General features: G+C 71.4%; 13 protein-coding genes and 2 tRNA genes. 13 read left to right on the top strand and 2 right to left on the bottom strand.

Annotated elements, in window-relative coordinates; all coding sequences use genetic code 11:
* Positions 1 to 4 precede the first annotated feature (4 nt).
* Positions 5 to 142, bottom strand: coding sequence for a 50S ribosomal protein L34 (gene rpmH / locus SCATT_RS14655; RefSeq protein ID WP_003956500.1), 138 nt, complete (start codon positions 140 to 142; stop codon positions 5 to 7).
* Positions 143 to 698: 556 nt separating this feature from the next.
* Between rpmH and dnaA the strand changes: the two genes are divergently transcribed.
* From dnaA to SCATT_RS14595, 13 genes are all read left to right on the top strand, one after another.
* Entirely contained in the window at positions 699 to 2,552 is a 1,854-nt protein-coding gene (dnaA, locus tag SCATT_RS14650; protein WP_014628100.1) for a chromosomal replication initiator protein DnaA, read from the top strand.
* Positions 2,553 to 3,468: 916 nt separating this feature from the next.
* A complete protein-coding gene (dnaN, locus tag SCATT_RS14645) occupies positions 3,469 to 4,599 on the top strand; it encodes a DNA polymerase III subunit beta (RefSeq protein WP_014143851.1) in 1,131 nt (376 codons plus the stop codon).
* Between the two features lie 152 nt (positions 4,600 to 4,751).
* Entirely contained in the window at positions 4,752 to 5,645 is an 894-nt protein-coding gene (gnd, locus tag SCATT_RS14640) for a phosphogluconate dehydrogenase (NAD(+)-dependent, decarboxylating) (protein ID WP_014143850.1), read from the top strand.
* A gap of 68 nt (positions 5,646 to 5,713) precedes the next feature.
* Positions 5,714 to 6,844 (top strand): DNA replication/repair protein RecF, encoded by a 1,131-nt coding sequence (gene recF / locus SCATT_RS14635; protein ID WP_041824747.1) that lies wholly within the window; start codon positions 5,714 to 5,716, stop codon positions 6,842 to 6,844.
* On the top strand, positions 6,841 to 7,374 hold the full coding sequence (locus SCATT_RS14630; protein WP_014143848.1) for a DUF721 domain-containing protein: 534 nt from the start codon (positions 6,841 to 6,843) through the stop codon (positions 7,372 to 7,374). The genes recF and SCATT_RS14630 overlap by 4 nt, the downstream gene beginning before the upstream one ends.
* A 386-nt stretch (positions 7,375 to 7,760) precedes the next feature.
* Positions 7,761 to 9,806, top strand: a complete 2,046-nt coding sequence (gyrB, locus tag SCATT_RS14625) for a DNA topoisomerase (ATP-hydrolyzing) subunit B (protein WP_014628098.1) — start codon at positions 7,761 to 7,763, stop codon at positions 9,804 to 9,806.
* Positions 9,807 to 9,852: 46 nt separating this feature from the next.
* The gene (gene gyrA, locus SCATT_RS14620; protein ID WP_014143846.1) at positions 9,853 to 12,453 is read left to right on the top strand and encodes a DNA gyrase subunit A; all 2,601 of its coding nucleotides are present in this window, start codon (positions 9,853 to 9,855) and stop codon (positions 12,451 to 12,453) included.
* 2 nt (positions 12,454 to 12,455) lie between these two features.
* Complete coding sequence (locus SCATT_RS14615; protein WP_106433126.1) at positions 12,456 to 13,184, top strand: DUF3566 domain-containing protein; 729 nt, start codon at positions 12,456 to 12,458, stop codon at positions 13,182 to 13,184.
* Positions 13,185 to 13,267: 83 nt separating this feature from the next.
* Positions 13,268 to 13,341 (top strand) — tRNA-Ile (locus SCATT_RS14610).
* Positions 13,342 to 13,494: 153 nt separating this feature from the next.
* Positions 13,495 to 13,635 (top strand): DLW-39 family protein, encoded by a 141-nt coding sequence (locus tag SCATT_RS39005; RefSeq protein WP_014143844.1) that lies wholly within the window; start codon positions 13,495 to 13,497, stop codon positions 13,633 to 13,635.
* A gap of 239 nt (positions 13,636 to 13,874) precedes the next feature.
* Positions 13,875 to 13,947 (top strand) — tRNA-Ala (locus SCATT_RS14605).
* Between the two features lie 69 nt (positions 13,948 to 14,016).
* A complete protein-coding gene (locus tag SCATT_RS14600) occupies positions 14,017 to 14,556 on the top strand; it encodes a Uma2 family endonuclease (protein WP_014143843.1) in 540 nt (179 codons plus the stop codon).
* Between the two features lie 189 nt (positions 14,557 to 14,745).
* Positions 14,746 to 16,737: a tetratricopeptide repeat protein gene (locus SCATT_RS14595; protein WP_014143841.1), complete on the top strand. Its 1,992-nt coding sequence runs from the start codon at positions 14,746 to 14,748 to the stop codon at positions 16,735 to 16,737.
* Here the strand turns inward: SCATT_RS14595 and SCATT_RS14590 are convergent.
* Entirely contained in the window at positions 16,734 to 18,323 is a 1,590-nt protein-coding gene (locus tag SCATT_RS14590) for a translation initiation factor 2 (RefSeq protein ID WP_014143840.1), read from the bottom strand. The two genes, SCATT_RS14595 and SCATT_RS14590, sit on opposite strands and share 4 nt — an antisense overlap.
* Positions 18,324 to 18,775 lie beyond the last annotated feature (452 nt).

Raw genomic sequence — 18,775 nt, 5'->3', positions numbered from 1 at the left:
GCGATCAGGCGGACAGGCGCGCGCGGCCCTTGCTGCGGCGCGACGCGAGAATGGCGCGCCCGGCACGGGTGCGCATGCGCAGCCGGAAGCCGTGGGTCTTCGCGCGGCGGCGGTTGTTCGGCTGGAAGGTGCGCTTGCTCACTCGGGGACTCCAGGAATGCTTGTCGTCTTGGAAAGACGAGGTGTGGGGCGTCGCTTGGCTGTCACCGTGCGCCCACGAAGCTCGCGTCCGCCCTAGGTGTACCGCTTGTCCAGCTCACCCGGGGTGACCTGTGCCCTTCGACAGGCAGGCGGCAGCAGCCATCGACAACTCGACCTCGTCACGGTACGCGCGGCTACGCCATCCGGTCAAACCGAGCCCGTCCAGGGCCCCGGCAGGCCGCCCGACCGTACCATTGCGGGCCTTCCCGGCGCCCGTACCGGCGCCCTAGACGGCGTGGCTGACCAGCCCGTTCCCTCCCGCGAAGGGGGCCGCCGCCCCCTGGGGACGCATCGCGGGCGCTCCCGTGGCACATTTGTACACACCCTGTGGACAACGACTTGAACCGCGCGCGGCGCGCTGACTACCGTGGCTGAACTCTGCAATCCCCCATCTATTCGCAGAACCACCCCTTCGCGGGACACCTCGGCGCCCTTCGCATCCCACGGGCGGGCCATTTCCACCAGCGAGTCGACGATCAAGCGAGAGAGCGTGCACTGTGGCTGATGTAACTGCCGATCTTGCCGCAGTGTGGCCGCGTGTGCTGGATCACCTCCTCGCCGACGGCCAGGGTGTCGAGGCCAAGGACCAGCGGTGGCTCAAGGCCTGCCAGGCGCTGGCGCTGGTGGCCGACACCGCGTTGCTGGCCGCGCCCAACGAGTACGCCAAGGGCGTCCTGGAGGGCCGGCTGCTGCCGGTGATCACCGAGGGGCTGACCCGGGAGTTCGGCCGCCCGATCCGCATCGCGATCACCGTGGACTCCAGCACGGCCGCCGCGGCCCCGCAGGCCCCCGCCGCCGACCGGCAGCCCGCGCCCCAGCAGCCGCCCGCCCCGGCCCCGGGGCGCTACGCCGAGCAGCGCCGCGACTACGAGGACTACCCGCGTTCCGCGGAGGACGGTCCGGTGATCCGCCGGGCGTACCCCGACTACCCCTCCGGCCACGAGTCCGGCGGCTGGCCGCCCCCGGCCCACTCCGACCCGTACGCCCACGGCCGCCCGCAGGAGCACGGCCACGGCGGACCCGAGGGCACCGACGCCTGGCAGCAGCCCCGGCGCGGCGGTTACCCCGACCGCGACCCGTACGGCGGCGGCCAGCGCGACTACGGCCAGCAGCAGGAGTACGGCCAGCACGGGCAGCAACAGGAGTACACCCAGCAGGAGTTCGGGCAGCCCGACTACGGCCAGCAGACGGGTTACCCGGCGCCGCAGCCGCCCGAGCGCCCCGGTGGCGGGGTCCGGCCGGCCGACGCGCTCCCGGCGTCCAGCGGCGCCCCCGGCCCGCTCGCCGCGCAGCCGGCCCCGGCGCCCGGCCCCGGCGAGCCGACCGCCCGGCTCAACCCCAAGTACCTCTTCGACACCTTCGTCATCGGCGCCTCCAACCGCTTCGCGCACGCCGCCGCGGTGGCCGTCGCCGAAGCCCCCGCCAAGGCGTACAACCCGCTGTTCATCTACGGCGAGTCAGGGCTGGGCAAGACCCACCTGCTGCACGCGATCGGGCACTACGCCCGCAGCCTGTACCCGGGCACCCGGGTGCGGTACGTCAGCTCGGAGGAGTTCACCAACGAGTTCATCAACTCCATCCGCGACGGCAAGGGCGACGCGTTCCGCAAGCGCTACCGCGAGATGGACATCCTGCTGGTCGACGACATCCAGTTCCTGGCGAGCAAGGAGTCGACGCAGGAGGAGTTCTTCCACACCTTCAACACCCTGCACAACGCCAACAAGCAGATCGTGCTCTCCTCGGACCGGCCGCCCAAGCAGCTGGTGACCCTGGAGGACCGGCTGCGCAACCGCTTCGAGTGGGGCCTGATCACCGACGTCCAGCCGCCCGAGCTGGAGACCCGGATCGCCATCCTGCGCAAGAAGGCGGTGCAGGAGCAGCTCAACGCCCCGCCGGAGGTGCTGGAGTTCATCGCCTCCCGGATCTCGCGCAACATCCGCGAGCTGGAGGGGGCGCTGATCCGGGTCACCGCGTTCGCCAGCCTCAACCGCCAGCCGGTGGACCTCCAGCTGACCGAGATCGTCCTGAAGGACCTGATCCCGGGCGGCGAGGACGCGGTACCGGAGATCTCCGGCAACGCGATCATGGCGGAGACCGCCGCGTACTTCGGGCTCACCGTGGAGGACCTGTGCGGTTCCTCCCGCAGCCGGGTGCTGGTGACCGCGCGGCAGATCGCCATGTACCTGTGCCGGGAGCTGACCGACCTGTCGCTGCCGAAGATCGGCGCCCTCTTCGGGGGCCGCGACCACACCACGGTGATGCACGCCGACCGCAAGATCCGCGCCCTGATGGCCGAGCGGCGGTCCATCTACAACCAGGTCACCGAGCTGACCAACCGCATCAAGAGCTGACCGCCGCAACGGCCCCGTCCCCGGCTCCACGGGCCCCGTACGCGTCCCCGCAGGCCCCCGGAAGGCGTCTTCCGGGGGCCTGCGGCGTCCTCCTCGCCGTGCGCGCCCGGAGGGCCGGGCCGTCCGCGCCCGTTCCGCCGCCCCGACACGTCCACACCCGCTGTTCGAATTCACCCTCCGGCGGCACACTGCTCCACAGGTTCGCCGCCGATCCGCCATCCACAGGCTGGGGAGGACGAAGTTGTCCCGACCCCCTCCACAAGGGGGATGGCGACGGAAGGATCATCGCAGGTCAGCGGGGTGTGGAATTGTGGGAAAAGGTTCTCCACAGCCTGTGGACAACCACTTCGCCCACAACCCGCGCCGAGCGTTGTCCACCGGCTGCCCACAGGGTCCGGGCGGTTACCCACAGCTTCTCCACAGCGCTGTCCACTGTTCGGCAACTCGCCACCCCCCATCGCCGGATGGAGTGAAAGGCGTCACACCCAGGGGGTGGGTTGGGCTGGGGAGAACCTGGGTATTCCTGGGGACAACGATGGGGAGAACTGCCCTCTCCCTGTGTATGGGGTGTGCACAACTTCCGGCTGTCCACAGCGGACCCGGGTTGTCCACCGCCGCCACCCACAGGCCCGGTGGATAAAAAACCTGGGCTGACCTGCGGCGGAACCGGTTATCCACGGTATCCACAACCCCTATTACTACGACTACACATAGAGTCCGGGAAGCCAAGATCGAAGTGGGGCCTGTGCACAACCGAGCCGCGGGCCGCCCTCGGGTGGACGCCCGGGCTTGACCCGGAACCGCATCCGTTGTCGGTGGTGTGCGTCAGACTGTTCTCCGGCAGATGGCCGTAAGGACGCAGAAGGCCGCAGGACGGCCTGGCACAGACAGCCAGCAACAGCAGGAGGCGGTTCCGGTGAAGTTCCGGGTGGAACGCGACGTACTCGCGGAGGCAGTGGCCTGGGCGGCCCGCAGTCTCCCGGCCCGCCCGCCGGCGCCCGTGCTCGCCGGCCTGCTGCTGAAGGCCGAGGACGGCCAGCTGAGCCTGTCCGCCTTCGACTACGAGGTCTCCGCCCGGGTCTCGGTGGACGCGGACGTCGACGAGGAGGGCACCGTCCTCGTCTCCGGCCGCCTGCTCGCCGACATCTCCCGCGCGCTGCCCAACCGTCCGGTGGAGATCGCCACCGACGGCGTCCGGGTCACCGTGGTCTGCGGCAGCTCGCGATTCACACTCCACACCCTGCCTGTGGAGGAGTACCCCGCGCTGCCCCAGATGCCGACCGCCTCCGGCACCGTCCCCGGCGAGGTCTTCGCCGCCGCCGTCTCCCAGGTCGCGGTGGCCGCCGGCCGTGACGACACGCTGCCCGTGCTGACCGGTGTGCGCATCGAGATCGAGGGCGACACCGTCACCCTGGCCGCCACCGACCGCTACCGGTTCGCCGTCCGCGAGTTCCTGTGGAAGCCGGAGACCCCCGACCTCTCCGCGGTCGCCCTGGTCCCGGCCAAGACCCTGCTCGACACCGCCAAGGCGCTCACCGGCGGCGACACCGTCTCGCTGGCGCTGTCCGGCTCGGGCGCCGGCGAGGGCCTGATCGGCTTCGAGGGCGCCGGCCGCCGCACCACCACCCGCCTCCTCGAGGGCGACCTGCCGAAGTACCGCACACTTTTCCCGACCGAGTTCGCCTCCGTCGCCGTGATCGAGACCGCCCCCTTCGTGGAGGCCGTCAAGCGTGTCGCCCTGGTGGCCGAGCGCAACACCCCGATCCGGCTGAGCTTCACCGAGGGCGTGCTCACCCTGGAGGCGGGCTCCAGCGACGACGCACAGGCTGTGGAAAGGGTCGACGCCCACCTGGAGGGCGACGACATCTCCATCGCCTTCAACCCGACGTTCCTGCTGGACGGCCTGAGCGCGATCGACTCGCCGGTGGCCCAGCTCTCCTTCACCACCTCCACCAAGCCCGCGCTGCTCAGCGGCAAGCCGGCCGTGGACGCCGAGGCCGTGGAGAGCTACAAGTACCTGATCATGCCGGTGCGGCTGTCGGGCTGAGACCGCCCGGCGGCGGGCCGTCCGGGCGCTCCCGGGCGGCTCCGGCCCGCCCACCGGGACCGTCCGCGGCGGCGGCGTCCGGCTGAGCCGCGCCGAGCGGGCCGACGTAGGCTCGGGGCTAGGTCAGGCACGCTTCGAACGAAGGATCTGTGATGGAGCTCGGTCTCATCGGTCTCGGCAAGATGGGCGGCAACATGCGCGAGCGCATCCGCCGCGCGGGTCACACCGTCGTCGGGTACGACCGCAACCCGGAGCTGTCGGACGTACCCAGCCTGCAGGCGCTGGTGGAAAGCCTCAAGGGCCCGCGCGTGGTGTGGGTGATGGTCCCGGCGGGCGCCCCCACCCAGGCCACCATCGACGAGCTGGCCGGCCTGCTCTCCCCCGGCGACGTCGTGGTCGACGGCGGCAACTCCCGGTGGACCGATGACGAGAAGCACGCCGCGGAACTGGCCGAGCGCGGCATCGGCTTCGTCGACTGCGGCGTCTCCGGCGGCGTGTGGGGCCTGGAGAACGGCTACGCGCTGATGTACGGCGGTGACGAGGAGAACGTCGCCAAGGTCCAGCCGGTCTTCGACGCGCTCAAGCCGGCCGGCGACTTCGGCTCGGTGCACGCCGGCAAGGTCGGCGCCGGCCACTTCGCCAAGATGGTCCACAACGGCATCGAGTACGCGATGATGCAGGCGTACGCCGAGGGCTGGGAGCTGCTGGAGGCGGTGGACTCGGTCACCGACGTGCGCGAGGTCTTCCGCAGCTGGCGCGAGGGCACCGTGATCCGCTCCTGGCTGCTCGACCTCGCGGTCAACGCGCTGGACGAGGACGAGCACCTGGAGAAGCTGCGCGGCTTCGCCCAGGACAGCGGCGAGGGCCGGTGGACGGTGGAGGCCGCCATCGACCACGCGGTGCCGCTGCCCGCGATCACCGCGTCGCTCTTCGCCCGCTTCTCCTCCCGGCAGGACGACTCGCCGGCCATGAAGATGATCGCCGCGCTGCGCAACCAGTTCGGCGGCCACGCGGTCGAGGCGGCCGGCTCGTCGGACACCAAGTAGGACCAGGCGCCCTAACCGGCGGAAGCAACCCAGGGGAGGTCGGCGCGGCCCCGCGCCACAGCAAGGCGATGCACGTGACGCACCTGTCGCTTGCCGACTTCCGCTCCTACGCCCGGGCCGAGGTCCCGCTCGACCCGGGCGTCACGGCCTTCGTGGGCCCCAACGGCCAGGGCAAGACCAACCTCGTCGAGGCGGTCGGCTACTTGGCCACCCTGGGCAGCCACCGGGTCGCCTCCGACGCGCCGCTGGTGCGGCTCGGCGCCGAACGGGCGGTGATCCGGGCCGCCGTCGCCCACGGCGACCGCAGCCAGCTGGTCGAACTGGAGATCAACCCGGGCCGCGCCAACCGCGCCCGGGTCAACCGGTCCGCCCAGTCCCGCCCCCGTGACGTGCTCGGCATCGTCCGCACCGTGCTCTTCGCCCCCGAGGACCTCGCGCTGGTCAAGGGCGACCCGGGGGAGCGCCGACGGTTCCTCGACGAACTGCTCACCTCCCGCGCGCCGCGCATGGCGGGGGTCCGGCAGGACTACGACCGGGTGCTCAGACAGCGCAACACGCTGCTGAAGAGCGCCGCGCTGGCCCGCCGGCACGGCGGCCGGACGGCCGACCTGTCCACCCTGGACGTGTGGGACCAGCACCTGGCCCGCTCCGGGGCCGAACTGCTGGCCCAGCGGCTGGAGACGGTGGCCGCGCTGGGTCCGCTGGCCGACAAGGCGTACCACCAGCTCGCCCCCGAGGGCGGGCCGGTCGAGCTGGAGTACCGCCCCTCCACCGGCGAGGTGGTCACCGGTGGCCGCGACCAGTGGTACGAGGCGCTGCTGGCCGCCCTGGCCGAGGCGCGCAAGCAGGAGATCGAGCGCGGCGTCACCCTGGTCGGGCCGCACCGCGACGAGCTGCTGCTCAAGCTGGGCCCGCTGCCCGCCAAGGGGTACGCCAGCCACGGCGAGTCCTGGTCGTACGCGCTGGCGCTCCGGCTGGCCTCCTACGACCTGCTGCGTTCCGAGGGGCACGGCGGGGAGCCGGTGCTCGTCCTGGACGACGTCTTCGCCGAGCTGGACGCCACCCGGCGCGACCGGCTGGCCGAGCTGGTCGCCCCCGGTGAGCAGGTGCTGGTGACCGCGGCGGTGGACGAGGACGTACCCGCCGCGCTGGCCGGCGCGCGGTACACGGTGGCCGACGGGAGCGTGACCCGGCGATGACCGAACAGCCCCCCAGCCCCACCCCCACCCCCGCGCCCACCGGCGTCGACCTGGCCCGGGTCGCGCTGCGCGCCGCCAAGGAGCAGGCGCGGGCCCGGGGCGCCGCGGCGCAGGCGAAGAAGCAGGCGCGGCGCGGCGGGCTGCGTTCCGGGGCCCGGGCCGACGGCCGCGACCCGCTGCCGCTGGGCGCCGCGATCAGCCGGCTGATCACCGAACGCGGCTGGGAGGCGCCGGCCGCGGTCGGCGGGGTGATGGGCCGCTGGCCGCAGATCGTCGGGGAGGACCTGGCCAAGCACTGCGAGCCGGTCGGCTACGACGAGGAGGCCAAGGTCCTCACTGTGCGGTGCGACTCCACCGCGTGGGCGACCCAGGTGCGGCTGCTCGCCGCGGCGCTGGTGGCCCGGCTCAACGCGGACCTGGGCCACGGCACCGTCAAGCTGATCAAGGTGCTCGGCCCGGCCGGTCCGCCGCGCTCGTACGGCAGGCTGCGCGCCCCGGGCAGCTCCGGCCCCCGGGACACCTACGGCTGACGCGTCGGCCGGACCATCGGGTGACGTTCGTCTCATCGCGCCGACCCGGGCCGTTCGCGCGCGACCATTGTGAAGTAGGTCCGATTCGCAGGGCTGTGGTAATGGCGCCGCGGCCCGTGGCGGCGACGCGCCGCGGTCAACCGGGCGGTAACCGGGTGGAAGCCCTGAGCGCCCGTGTGAGCCGCTTGGAGCCCAGGTCCGCGTATGGGGATTAGGCGGAAGCCCTCTTCGGGCGGCACATGGGAACTCAGGCACCGCCAAACCCCCATCTGACCCGCCGCTACCGGTAGACTGGGGGACAACCGCCCGCCCCTGGCCAACGGCACGGGGGAACCTGCGGATCATGTCGAACGACGCAGCCGCTCCGGGGCGCCCGGAGACGGCTCGTGCTGTGCCAGAAAGGGCGCTTCGTGGCCGATTCCGGCAACCCCAACGAGAACCACACCGCTTCTACGACGCAGGGAGCCACAGCCGGCTCCGGCGGGGCCTCCCCGTCGTACGACGCCAGCGCGATCACTGTCCTCGAAGGGCTCGACGCGGTCCGCAAGCGCCCCGGCATGTACATCGGCTCGACCGGTGAGCGCGGCCTGCACCACCTGGTCTACGAGGTGGTGGACAACTCCGTCGACGAGGCGCTGGCCGGGCACGCCGACACCATCGAGGTGACGATCCTGGCGGACGGCGGCGTCCGCGTCGTCGACAACGGCCGCGGCATCCCGGTGGACATCGTCCCCTCCGAGGGCAAGCCGGCCGTCGAGGTCGTGCTCACCGTGCTGCACGCGGGCGGCAAGTTCGGCGGCGGCGGCTACGCCGTCTCCGGCGGTCTGCACGGTGTGGGCGTCTCGGTGGTCAACGCGCTGTCCACCAAGGTCTCCGTCGAGGTGAAGCGCGACGGCCACCGGTGGACGCAGGACTACAAGATGGGCGTGCCGACCGCACCGCTCGCCCAGGTCGAGGCCACCGCCGAGACCGGCACCACGGTGACCTTCTGGGCCGACCCGGACATCTTCGAGACCACCGACTACTCCTTCGAGACGCTCTCGCGGCGCTTCCAGGAGATGGCCTTCCTCAACAAGGGGCTGACCATCTCGCTGACCGACGAGCGCGCCGAGCACGTGGACGAGGACGGCAAGCCGCTGTCGGTGCGGTACCACTACGAAGGCGGCATCGTCGACTTCGTCAAGTACCTCAACTCCCGCAAGGGCGAGGTGATCCATCCCTCGGTGATCAGCATCGACGCCGAGGACAAGGAGCGGATGCTCTCGCTGGAGCTCGCGATGCAGTGGAACACCCAGTACACCGAGGGTGTCTACTCCTTCGCCAACACCATCCACACCCACGAGGGCGGCACCCACGAGGAGGGCTTCCGCGCCGCGCTGACCAGCCTGGTCAACCGTTACGCGCGCGACAAGAAGCTGCTGCGCGAGAAGGACGACAACCTCAGCGGCGAGGACATCCGCGAGGGTCTGACCGCGATCATCTCGGTCAAGCTCGGCGAGCCGCAGTTCGAGGGGCAGACCAAGACCAAGCTGGGCAACACCGAGGCCAAGACCTTCGTGCAGAAGGTGGTCCACGAGCACTTGTCCGACTGGCTGGACCGCAACCCCAACGAGGCCGCCGACATCGTCCGCAAGGCGATCCAGGCCGCCACCGCCCGGGTCGCCGCCCGCAAGGCCCGCGACCTGACCCGGCGCAAGGGGCTGCTGGAGAGCGCCTCGCTCCCCGGCAAGCTCAGCGACTGCCAGTCCAACGACCCCAGCAAGTGCGAGATCTTCATCGTCGAGGGTGACTCCGCGGGCGGTTCGGCCAAGGCCGGCCGCAACCCCGAGTACCAGGCGATCCTCCCGATCCGCGGCAAGATCCTCAACGTGGAGAAGGCCCGGATCGACAAGATCCTGCAGAACCAGGAGATCCAGGCGCTGATCTCCGCCTTCGGCACCGGGGTCCACGACGACTTCGACATCTCCAAGCTCCGCTACCACAAGATCATCCTGATGGCGGACGCCGACGTCGACGGCCAGCACATCAACACGCTGCTGCTGACCTTCCTGTTCCGCTTCATGCGCCCGCTGGTCGAGGCCGGCCACGTGTACCTCTCCCGTCCCCCGCTGTACAAGATCAAGTGGGGCCGGGACGACTTCGAGTACGCCTACTCCGACCGCGAGCGCGACGCCCTGATCGAACTCGGGCGCCAGCAGGGCAAGCGCATCAGGGACGACTCCGTCCAGCGCTTCAAGGGTCTCGGTGAGATGAACGCCGAGGAACTGCGGGTCACCACGATGGACGTCGACCACCGCGTGCTCGGCCAGGTCTCGCTGGACGACGCCGCCCAGGCCGACGACCTGTTCTCGGTGCTGATGGGCGAGGACGTCGAGGCCCGGCGCTCGTTCATCCAGCGCAACGCCAAGGACGTCCGCTTCCTCGACATCTGAGTCGGCCCCCAGCAGCCCCTGCCGTACGAAAGGACCTTGACCAGCGATGGCCGACGAGACCCCCATCACCCCTGAGGGTTCCCCCACCCCCGTCACCCCGCAGGGCGGACCCGCCACCGTGGAAGGTGTCGGGCTGCGGGTCGAGCCCGTCGGGCTCGAGACGGAGATGCAGCGCAGCTACCTCGACTACGCGATGAGCGTGATCGTCTCCCGCGCGCTGCCCGACGTCCGCGACGGCCTCAAGCCGGTGCACCGCCGCGTGCTCTACGCCATGTACGACGGCGGCTACCGGCCGGAGAAGGGCTTCTACAAGTGCGCCCGCGTGGTGGGCGACGTGATGGGTACCTACCACCCGCACGGCGACGCCTCCATCTACGACGCCCTGGTGCGCCTCGCCCAGTCGTGGGCGATGCGCATGCCGCTCGTCGACTCCAACGGCAACTTCGGCTCCCCGGGCAACGACCCGGCGGCGGCCATGCGGTACACCGAGTGCAAGATGGCGCCGCTGTCGATGGAGATGGTCCGGGACATCGACGAGGAGACCGTCGACTTCCAGGACAACTACGACGGCCGCAACCAGGAGCCGACGGTCCTGCCGTCGCGCTTCCCCAACCTGCTGATCAACGGCTCGGCCGGCATCGCGGTCGGCATGGCCACCAACATCCCGCCGCACAACCTGCGCGAGGTGGCCGAGGGCGCCCAGTGGTACCTGGCCAACCCGGAGGCCTCCAACGAGGAACTCCTGGAAGCCCTGATGGAACGCATCAAGGGCCCGGACTTCCCCACCGGCGCCCTGGTGGTCGGCCGCCGCGGCATCGAGGAGGCGTACCGCACCGGGCGCGGCTCGATCACCATGCGGGCCGTGGTCGAGGTCGAGGAGATCCAGAACCGCCAGTGCCTGGTCGTCACCGAGCTGCCGTACCAGGTCAACCCGGACAACCTCGCGCAGAAGATCGCCGACCTGGTCAAGGACGGCCGGGTCGGCGGCATCGCCGACGTCCGCGACGAGACCTCCTCGCGCACCGGCCAGCGCCTGGTGATCGTCCTCAAGCGGGACGCGGTCGCCAAGGTCGTCCTCAACAACCTCTACAAGCACACCGACCTGCAGACCAACTTCGGCGCCAACATGCTGGCGCTGGTCGACGGCGTGCCGCGCACCCTGTCGCTGGACGCGTTCATCCGGCACTGGGTGACCCACCAGGTCGAGGTCATCGTCCGCCGCACCCGGTTCCGGCTGCGCAAGGCCGAGGAGCGGGCGCACATCCTGCGTGGTCTGCTCAAGGCGCTCGACGCCATCGACGAGGTCATCGCGCTGATCCGGCGCAGCGACACCGTCGAGGTCGCCCGGGACGGCCTGATGGGGCTGCTGGAGATCGACGAGATCCAGGCCAACGCCATCCTGGAGATGCAGCTGCGCCGGCTCGCCGCCCTGGAGCGCCGCAAGATCGTCGCCGAGCACGACGAACTCCAGGCCAAGATCAGCGAGTACAACGCCATCCTCGCCTCCCCGGAGCGGCAGCGCGGCATCATCAGCGAGGAGCTGACCGCGCTGGTCGAGAAGTTCGGTGACGACCGGCGCAGCCAGCTGGTGCCGTTCGACGGCGACATGTCCATCGAGGACCTGATCGCCGAAGAGGACATCGTCGTCACCATCACCCGCAGCGGCTACGTCAAGCGCACCAAGACCGACGACTACCGCTCCCAGAAGCGCGGCGGCAAGGGCGTGCGCGGCACGAAGCTGAAGGAAGACGACATCGTCGACCACTTCTTCGTCACCACCACCCACCACTGGCTGCTGTTCTTCACCAACAAGGGCCGGGTCTACCGGGCCAAGGCGTACGAGCTGCCGGACGCCGGCCGGGACGCCCGCGGCCAGCACGTGGCCAACCTGCTGGCCTTCCAGCCGGACGAGCACATCGCCCAGATCATGGCGGTGCGCGACTACGAGGCCGCCCCCTACCTGGTGCTCGCCACCAAGTCGGGCCTGGTGAAGAAGACCCCGCTGAAGGACTACGACTCGCCGCGCTCCGGCGGCGTGATCGCCATCAACCTGCGGGAGATGGCGGACGGCCGGGAGGACGAGCTGATCGGCGCCGAGCTGGTCGGTCCCGACGACGACCTGCTGCTGATCAGCCGCAAGGCGCAGTCCATCCGGTTCACCGCCACCGACGAGTCGCTGCGCCCGATGGGCCGGGCCACCTCCGGCGTGAAGGGCATGAGCTTCCGCGAGGGCGACGAACTGCTGTCGATGAACGTCGTCCGGCCGGGCACCTTCGTCTTCACCGCCACCGACGGCGGCTACGCCAAGCGCACCCCGGTGGACGAGTACCGGGTGCAGGGCCGTGGCGGCCTGGGCATCAAGGCGGCCAAGATCGTCGAGGACCGGGGCTCGCTCGTCGGCGCCCTGGTGGTCGAGGAGACCGACGAGATCCTCGCGATCACCCTCGGCGGCGGAGTGATCCGTACGCGGGTCAACGAGATCCGGGAAACCGGTCGTGACACCATGGGCGTCCAACTCATCAACCTGGGCAAGCGGGACGCGGTGGTCGGCATCGCGCGCAACGCCGAGGCAGGGGCGGAGGCCGAGGAGGTCGACGCCGACGGCGCCGAGGGCGAGCAGCCCCCGGCAGGTGACCCTGAGGAGTAGACGTGAGTGGAGCCACGGACGCCGCCACAGGTGACGCCGGGACGGGAAGCCCGGCGTCCGGTACCGCAGGCGGCGGCCCGTCGGCCGGATCGCCGCCCGCCGCCGAGCCGGACGGGCGGCGGACGGCGGGCCGTGGCTCCGTCCCAGCAGGCCCGCAGCCAGGCGACGCGCAAGGTGCTCACCGTGGGGGTACGACCGTGACAGAGACCCGGGGGCCACGCCCGCCCCAGCCGCACCAGCAGGCGACGGGGTACGCCCCGCCGCCGCAGCCCGGCCCGGCCCAGCAGCCGGACGGTCCGGGCGGCGGTTCCGCCGCGCAGGCGGTGCGCCGGCCGCGTCCGGCGGCCCGCCCGCTGCCGCGCACCCGCAAGGCCCGGCTGCGGGTGGCCAAGGCCGACCCGTGGTCGGTGATGAAGGTCAGCTTCCTGTTCTCCATCGCGCTGGGCATCTGCACCATCGTGGCGGTGGCGGTGCTGTGGCTGGTCCTGGACGCGCTGGGGGTCTTCACCACCGTCGGCGGCACCATCAGCGAGGCCACCGGCTCCGGCCAGCAGAGCGGTTTCGACCTCCAGTCGTTCCTGTCGTTCTCCAACGTCATGCTGGTCACCGTGGTCATCGCGGTGATCGACGTGGTGCTGCTGACCGCGCTGGCCACGCTCGGCTCGTTCATCTACAACCTGACCGCCGGGTTCACCGGGGGCGTGGAGCTGACGCTCGCCGAGGACGAGTGACCCTCCGGCCGCCCGGCCCGCGCCGGTCCGGGCGGCCGATTTTGGGAGAACGGCGCAGGTGCGCTAATCTTTCGGTGCAGCGCGGGGCTATAGCTCAGACGGTTAGAGCGCTTCCCTGATAAGGAAGAGGCCACAGGTTCAAGTCCTGTTAGCCCCACCGGCGAGAAAGAACCGGTCCACTCGGTTAGTGGGCCGGTTCTTTCGTTCCCGGGCGGGAGTTGGGACGGGCGAGGTAACCGTTCGATATCGGCCGGTGTGTATCATCGGGCGCGTCGGAGCACTCCTAACGTAAGAAGGACGAGGTCGCGCGGTGAAGAAGCTTCTCCTGGTCGCACTGGCCGCCATCGGCGGGCTCCTCGTGTACCGCCAGATCCAGGCGGACCGCGCCGAGCAGGACCTGTGGACGGAGGCGACCGACTCCGTACCGGCAGGTTCCGGCACGAGCGCCTGAGACCCGCAGATTCCAGTCGGCCCGACCGCCCGAGCGGTCGGGGCCCCGCTGTTCCCGGAGGCCCGTCAGGGGCTACGTGGGGGCCCTGGACGCCTCCTCGACCGTCCACCTGCCGACGGGGCGGTACGGCGCACCCGGACGCCGTGCGCGGCGGGCCTGCCCTCCCGCCCCGATTCGGAGTACATAAACCCCCGGCTCACCGGGTACCCTGGTCCGCGGCGTAGCTCCGGTCACGCCGAGGGGCCTTAGCTCAGTTGGTAGAGCGCTGTCTTTGCATGGCAGATGTCAGGGGTTCGACTCCCCTAGGCTCCACTCCATCTATGCCCTCTGACCTGCGGAAACGCGGTTTCAGGGGGCTTTTTTGGTGCGAGTCCGCACCTGGTGGCCAACGAGGTCGGCGGGATCGTCGAAGCCGCCACCGGGCTGCGGGCCGAGATCATCGGAGGCAGCCTCGTCATGTCCCCTCCCCTCCGCGGCAAGCACGCCGGTACCGTCCGCCGTCTGCGGGTCCAGATCGAGCCCGGCCTGCCCGAGGGGCCGGCTCCGTACGCGACGTCCTCGGTCGCCATGCCGGAGGATCCGGACGACTACGCCACGCCCGACCTGACCGTTCTCCCCGTCGCGTGGGACGAGGACGATTCGTGGCTCGCCGATCCCAGGGACGTCGCCCTGGCCGTCGAGGTGATCTCCCAGTCCGAGAAGGCCAAGGACATCACCGACAAGAACGGCTGGTACGCCCGCGCGGGGGTCGCTGTCCTGCTCGTCCTGGACCCGCGTACCGGCCGCTGGACCCTGCACACCCGGCCCAAGGACGGGGAGTACCGCGGACAGCTCCACGGTGTGTACGGGGAAGCCGTCGAATTGCCCGCTCCGCTGCCGTCACCACTGGACACGGGCGTCCTGCCGCGCTACGGCTCCTGAGAGGCGAAGTGCGGGTGCGCGCTGGACGGGGGAATGTCCTAAGCGTTCCGGTTGACGAATCCTCGCCCGACCGACACCCCAAGTCCGTTGGGCTGCCGTAGGGTTGTGCGCCACAGAGGTGGGCGGTCGCCGAGATCCCGCCGCACCATGCCCGTCCACAGTGGTGTCAGGTATCGGAGCTGTCCTGCCATGGCTTATGAGATTCCGCCCGAGACGGTCCAGTTCATCGACCGGGAAGCCGAGCAGGCGCGGATCTTCCGGGCGGTCGCCGAGTGGAGCGGGGGTTCCCGGCCGCTGTGCGTGGCGCTCAGAGGGCTGGGCGGGACGGGCAAGACGGAGCTGGCCTTCCGCCTCGCCCGCACGCTGCGGGAACGCTACCCCGATCAGGTGCTCTACGTGGACCTGGACGATCTGCGGCGGGACGGCGTGGTGGAAGTCGCCGACGCGCTGGGCGACTTGCTCCGCTCGCTCGGGGTCGGGCGCGACTGGATGGGGCAGACGTTCAAGGCCCGTTGCAAGCAGTACTGGACGCAGACGGACGGCAAGCGGCTCATCGTCGTCATCGACAACGCCCGGTACGGCTCCGAGGTGGTGCCGCTGCTCCCGGCCTCCGGCGCCGGACTGGCCATCGTCACCAGCCACGGTCCCCTGTACGACCTGGAGGACGGCGCGGCGGTCGATGTCGTGCTCGACCCGCTGGACGACCGGTACGCCATGGAACTGCTGCGGCGCGCGGTCGACGACGCGCGACTGGTCGCCGAGCCCGACGCCGCCGCCTCGCTGCTGCGGTTGTGCTCCGGTCTGCCGGCCGCCCTGCACGTCGCGGCCCGCTGGCTGCGCAAGCACCGGCGCCGTTCCCTGTCGCATCTGCTCGCCGACCTCACCACGGAACTCCACGGGAAGGGGCTGCCGATGGTCGAGCGGGTCTGGGACGCCGCCTACCGGGGGCTCGGACCGGGCGCGGCCCGGCTGTACCGGCTGCTCGCCGTGGTGCCCGGGCCCTCCTTCACCCCGGCGGTCGCGGCGGCGGCGCTCGGCTGTGACCGGGACGGCGCCGACGCCGCGCTGGAGGAGCTGGAAGCCGCCGGCCTGCTCGACGACCGGGACGTCCTCAACACCAAGGACGACCGCAAGCGCCTGCCCGAACTGCTGCGTGCCCACGCCGCGCGCCGGGCCCGTGAGGACGGCGGCGACGAGGAGCGGGCCGAGGCGCGGCAGCGGATCGTGCGCTGGTACGTGCGGCAGGCCCAGCGCGCCGACGCGGTGGTGGCGGGCGGACGCATGACCTTCGCCACGCTGTTCCCCGCTGTTGACGGTGTCCCTGACGTCCCGTTCCGCAACGCCGCGGACGACGCCGGGCGAACGGGCTCGGCGGCCGGTTGGCTCCATGTCGAGCGGCACGCCCTGTACGCGTGTGTCCGCCTGGCGTACGCGCACGGGCTCGACGCCGAGGCGTGGGCGCTGTGCGAGCCGTTGTGGACGCATCACCTCGACCACCCCGGCAGCGCGGAAACCATCGAAGTCTTCCGCACCGGTGTGGCGGCGGCACAGCGTGCCGGGCACCTGCCGGCCCTGGTGCGTATGCGCTGCCAACTCGCCCGGGCCTTGTGGGAGAGCGGACGGATGGAAGAGGCCGCCCGCGAGGTGGAACAGGCGCTGAGCGCGGCGCCGTCGTTGGGGGAGTCGGGCAAGGAGCGCAAACTGCGCGCCTCGGTCGTCGAGTTCCGCGGCATGCTGCACAGCGCGCAGGGTGACTGGGCCGCCGCGGCGCCCGATTTCGAGATGTCCTGCCGGATGCACCGGGAGATCGCCAACGCCTACGGTGTCATGCTGCTGACCTACCGGCTGGGAGAGGCGCTCGCCGCACTCGGCGACCTGGAGCGTGCCGCCACCGTGCTGGAGCAGGCGCACGCGGAGGCCGCCGGCCTTGAGCGGGAACGCATGACCGCCCGCACCGGGTTCGCCCTCGGCGGGGTGCTCCACCGGCTCGGCCGCTCCGCGGAGGCACGGCGGCTGTACACGGCCGCGCTGACCAGTGCCCGCCGCCGGGGATCCGATCACGACGAGGCGCGGATCCTCGACGCGCTCGCCGCGCTGGCCGAGGAGACCGGGAACCCGGCCGAGGCACGGCGGCACCGGGAGGCGGCGCACGCCATCCGTACCCGCAACTCCGCCGTCTAGAGCGCCGCCGTCGCCTCGCCCGCGGTGGCGGGCTCGACGCGGACGGGGTAGGAACGGTCCCCGATGACGCAGGTGACCTCGGCGGGCAGGTCCCGGTGGGCGGCCGGCCAGGCGTGGACGCCACTGAGCACCGCGGCCGGGTCGGTACGCAACAGGAGACCGTCTTCCCGGCAGGGCCCGACACGCAGCGACAGCAACGGCCCGCGGCGGTCACGGACCAGGCACCACGACGGCGACATCACGACCCCGGCCGTGCGGCAGCCGGGGTACTGGTCCAGGACGTGCGCGATCCACCCGTCCGCCGTCCACGTCGCGGAATACGGGCGTACGGGGGCCTGGCCGGCCCGGCGGTAGAGCAACCCGGCGCTCTGCGCGTGTCGTTCGTCCGCCGCGTCGTACTCGACGGCCAGGTGCTGCCCGGACGCGCCGGTGTGCGCCGGGAAGCGCTCGACCCGCACCGTGTGGTCACCGACCCGGGTGCGGACGGCGAAGGCGGCCGGGGCGCGTACGGGCGGGCGGGGGTCCGGCAGGAGACGGACGGTGGCCGGCCCGTCCGGCGGCTCCAGCCCGAGCAGCGCGTACAGCTCCTCCCGCAGCCTGTCCAGCGCGCGGCCCTGCTCGGCGAAGGCCGCCTTCGCGAGAGCCCGTACGGCACCGGGCCGGTGCGCGGCGATCGCCCCCTCGACGCCGCCGGGGTCGTCGAGTCCGGGACAGTGCGCCAGCACCTCACCCATCGGGCTGCCGGGGATCAGCTCCGCACCGCCGTCGCAGGCCCCGATCAGCGGCCGGTCCAACGCCGCGGCGTACAGCGCGGTCGATCCGTGGTCGGTGATCACGGCATCGGCGGCGATCAGCACCGCCCCCCACTCCTCGTACGCCCCGGCGAGCACCATTCCGGCGTCGAGGGCGGGGGCCAGCTGCTCGACCAGGTCGAAGGGGCTGGTGCGGTTGCGCTCGTTGGGGTGCGCGACGAGCGCCAACTGGTAGGAGTCGTAGGGCAGTCGGGCCGCCAGCTCCGCGGGCAGCTCCGGCCGCCGCCGCAGCAGCGACTCGGGGCCCCAGGTGGAGGTCATGACGATCAGCTTGCGGGCGCCGGTGCCGAGCGCCGCCCGATAGGCCTCGCGCCGGGAGCGGGAGGCGAGGATCCGCTCGAGCGTCGGGTCGCCGACCACCACGGCGTGCTCCGCCGCCCGCGGGCTCACGGCGGCCAGACGGTCCACCTGGCTGGGATGGGCGAGGGCGTACAAGGCGGCCAGCACCTCGCCGTCCCGCACCAGGAACGCCGGATCGAGCCCCGAAGCGGAGTCGTCCGAGCCCTCCCCGCGCACCGTCTTGTTGAACCCCGCCCCGTGCGGCAGCAGCACACGTCTGCCGCGCAGCAGCCGCAGCTCACCCTTGGGACTGGCCGCGACGATCAGGTCGTAGGAGCGTCGGCACGCCTCTTCCCACGGAACGGTACGCGCGCCGACCCGCTCGATCGCGGCCAGCGCGTCGATGCCGAAGTCCGAGCCCGGAACCAGGGTGAACACACGGGTGACACGATCGTCACCGGCGAACACCGGAAGCACGTCGAGAAGCCGGTGCAACGCGTTCGCCGACCTGGCGGCGAACAGGACCTCCGTCGCCCGTCGCCCGTCGCCCGTCGCCCGTCGCCCGTCGCCCGTCGCCCGTCGCCCGTCGCCCGTTCGTAACTCTCCATTTTACCAGGATGTTGGGTCGAAGATGTCCGATTCATATGGGCGAAGGCAGAGGAAGGGAAGTCGTCCGACGGCATGAATCGATCGTATCGATGGCTGTCGGCGGGACGATCGCGCGCTGTGGGAACAGTCCTGCTGCGCAGTCTCCGTATGCCCGGCCTGATCCGGGCACCGCGTGAACAATGTGCCTCATGGGTGAATGGGGAGTCGCGTTGATCGCGGCAGGCTCAGCGCTTGCCGGCAGCTTGATCACCGGGTGGTTCACCGGCAGAGCGGGCAGCTCACAGGCCGCCGCGGCCCGGCACGCCGGTGACCGGCAGGCCGACGCACTGCTGGACACG

Source organism: Streptantibioticus cattleyicolor NRRL 8057 = DSM 46488, assembly GCF_000240165.1.
GTDB lineage: Bacteria > Actinomycetota > Actinomycetes > Streptomycetales > Streptomycetaceae > Streptantibioticus > Streptantibioticus cattleyicolor.
Note: the sequence above shows the minus strand (reverse complement) of the source record. Positions and strands in the feature narration are given on the sequence as shown.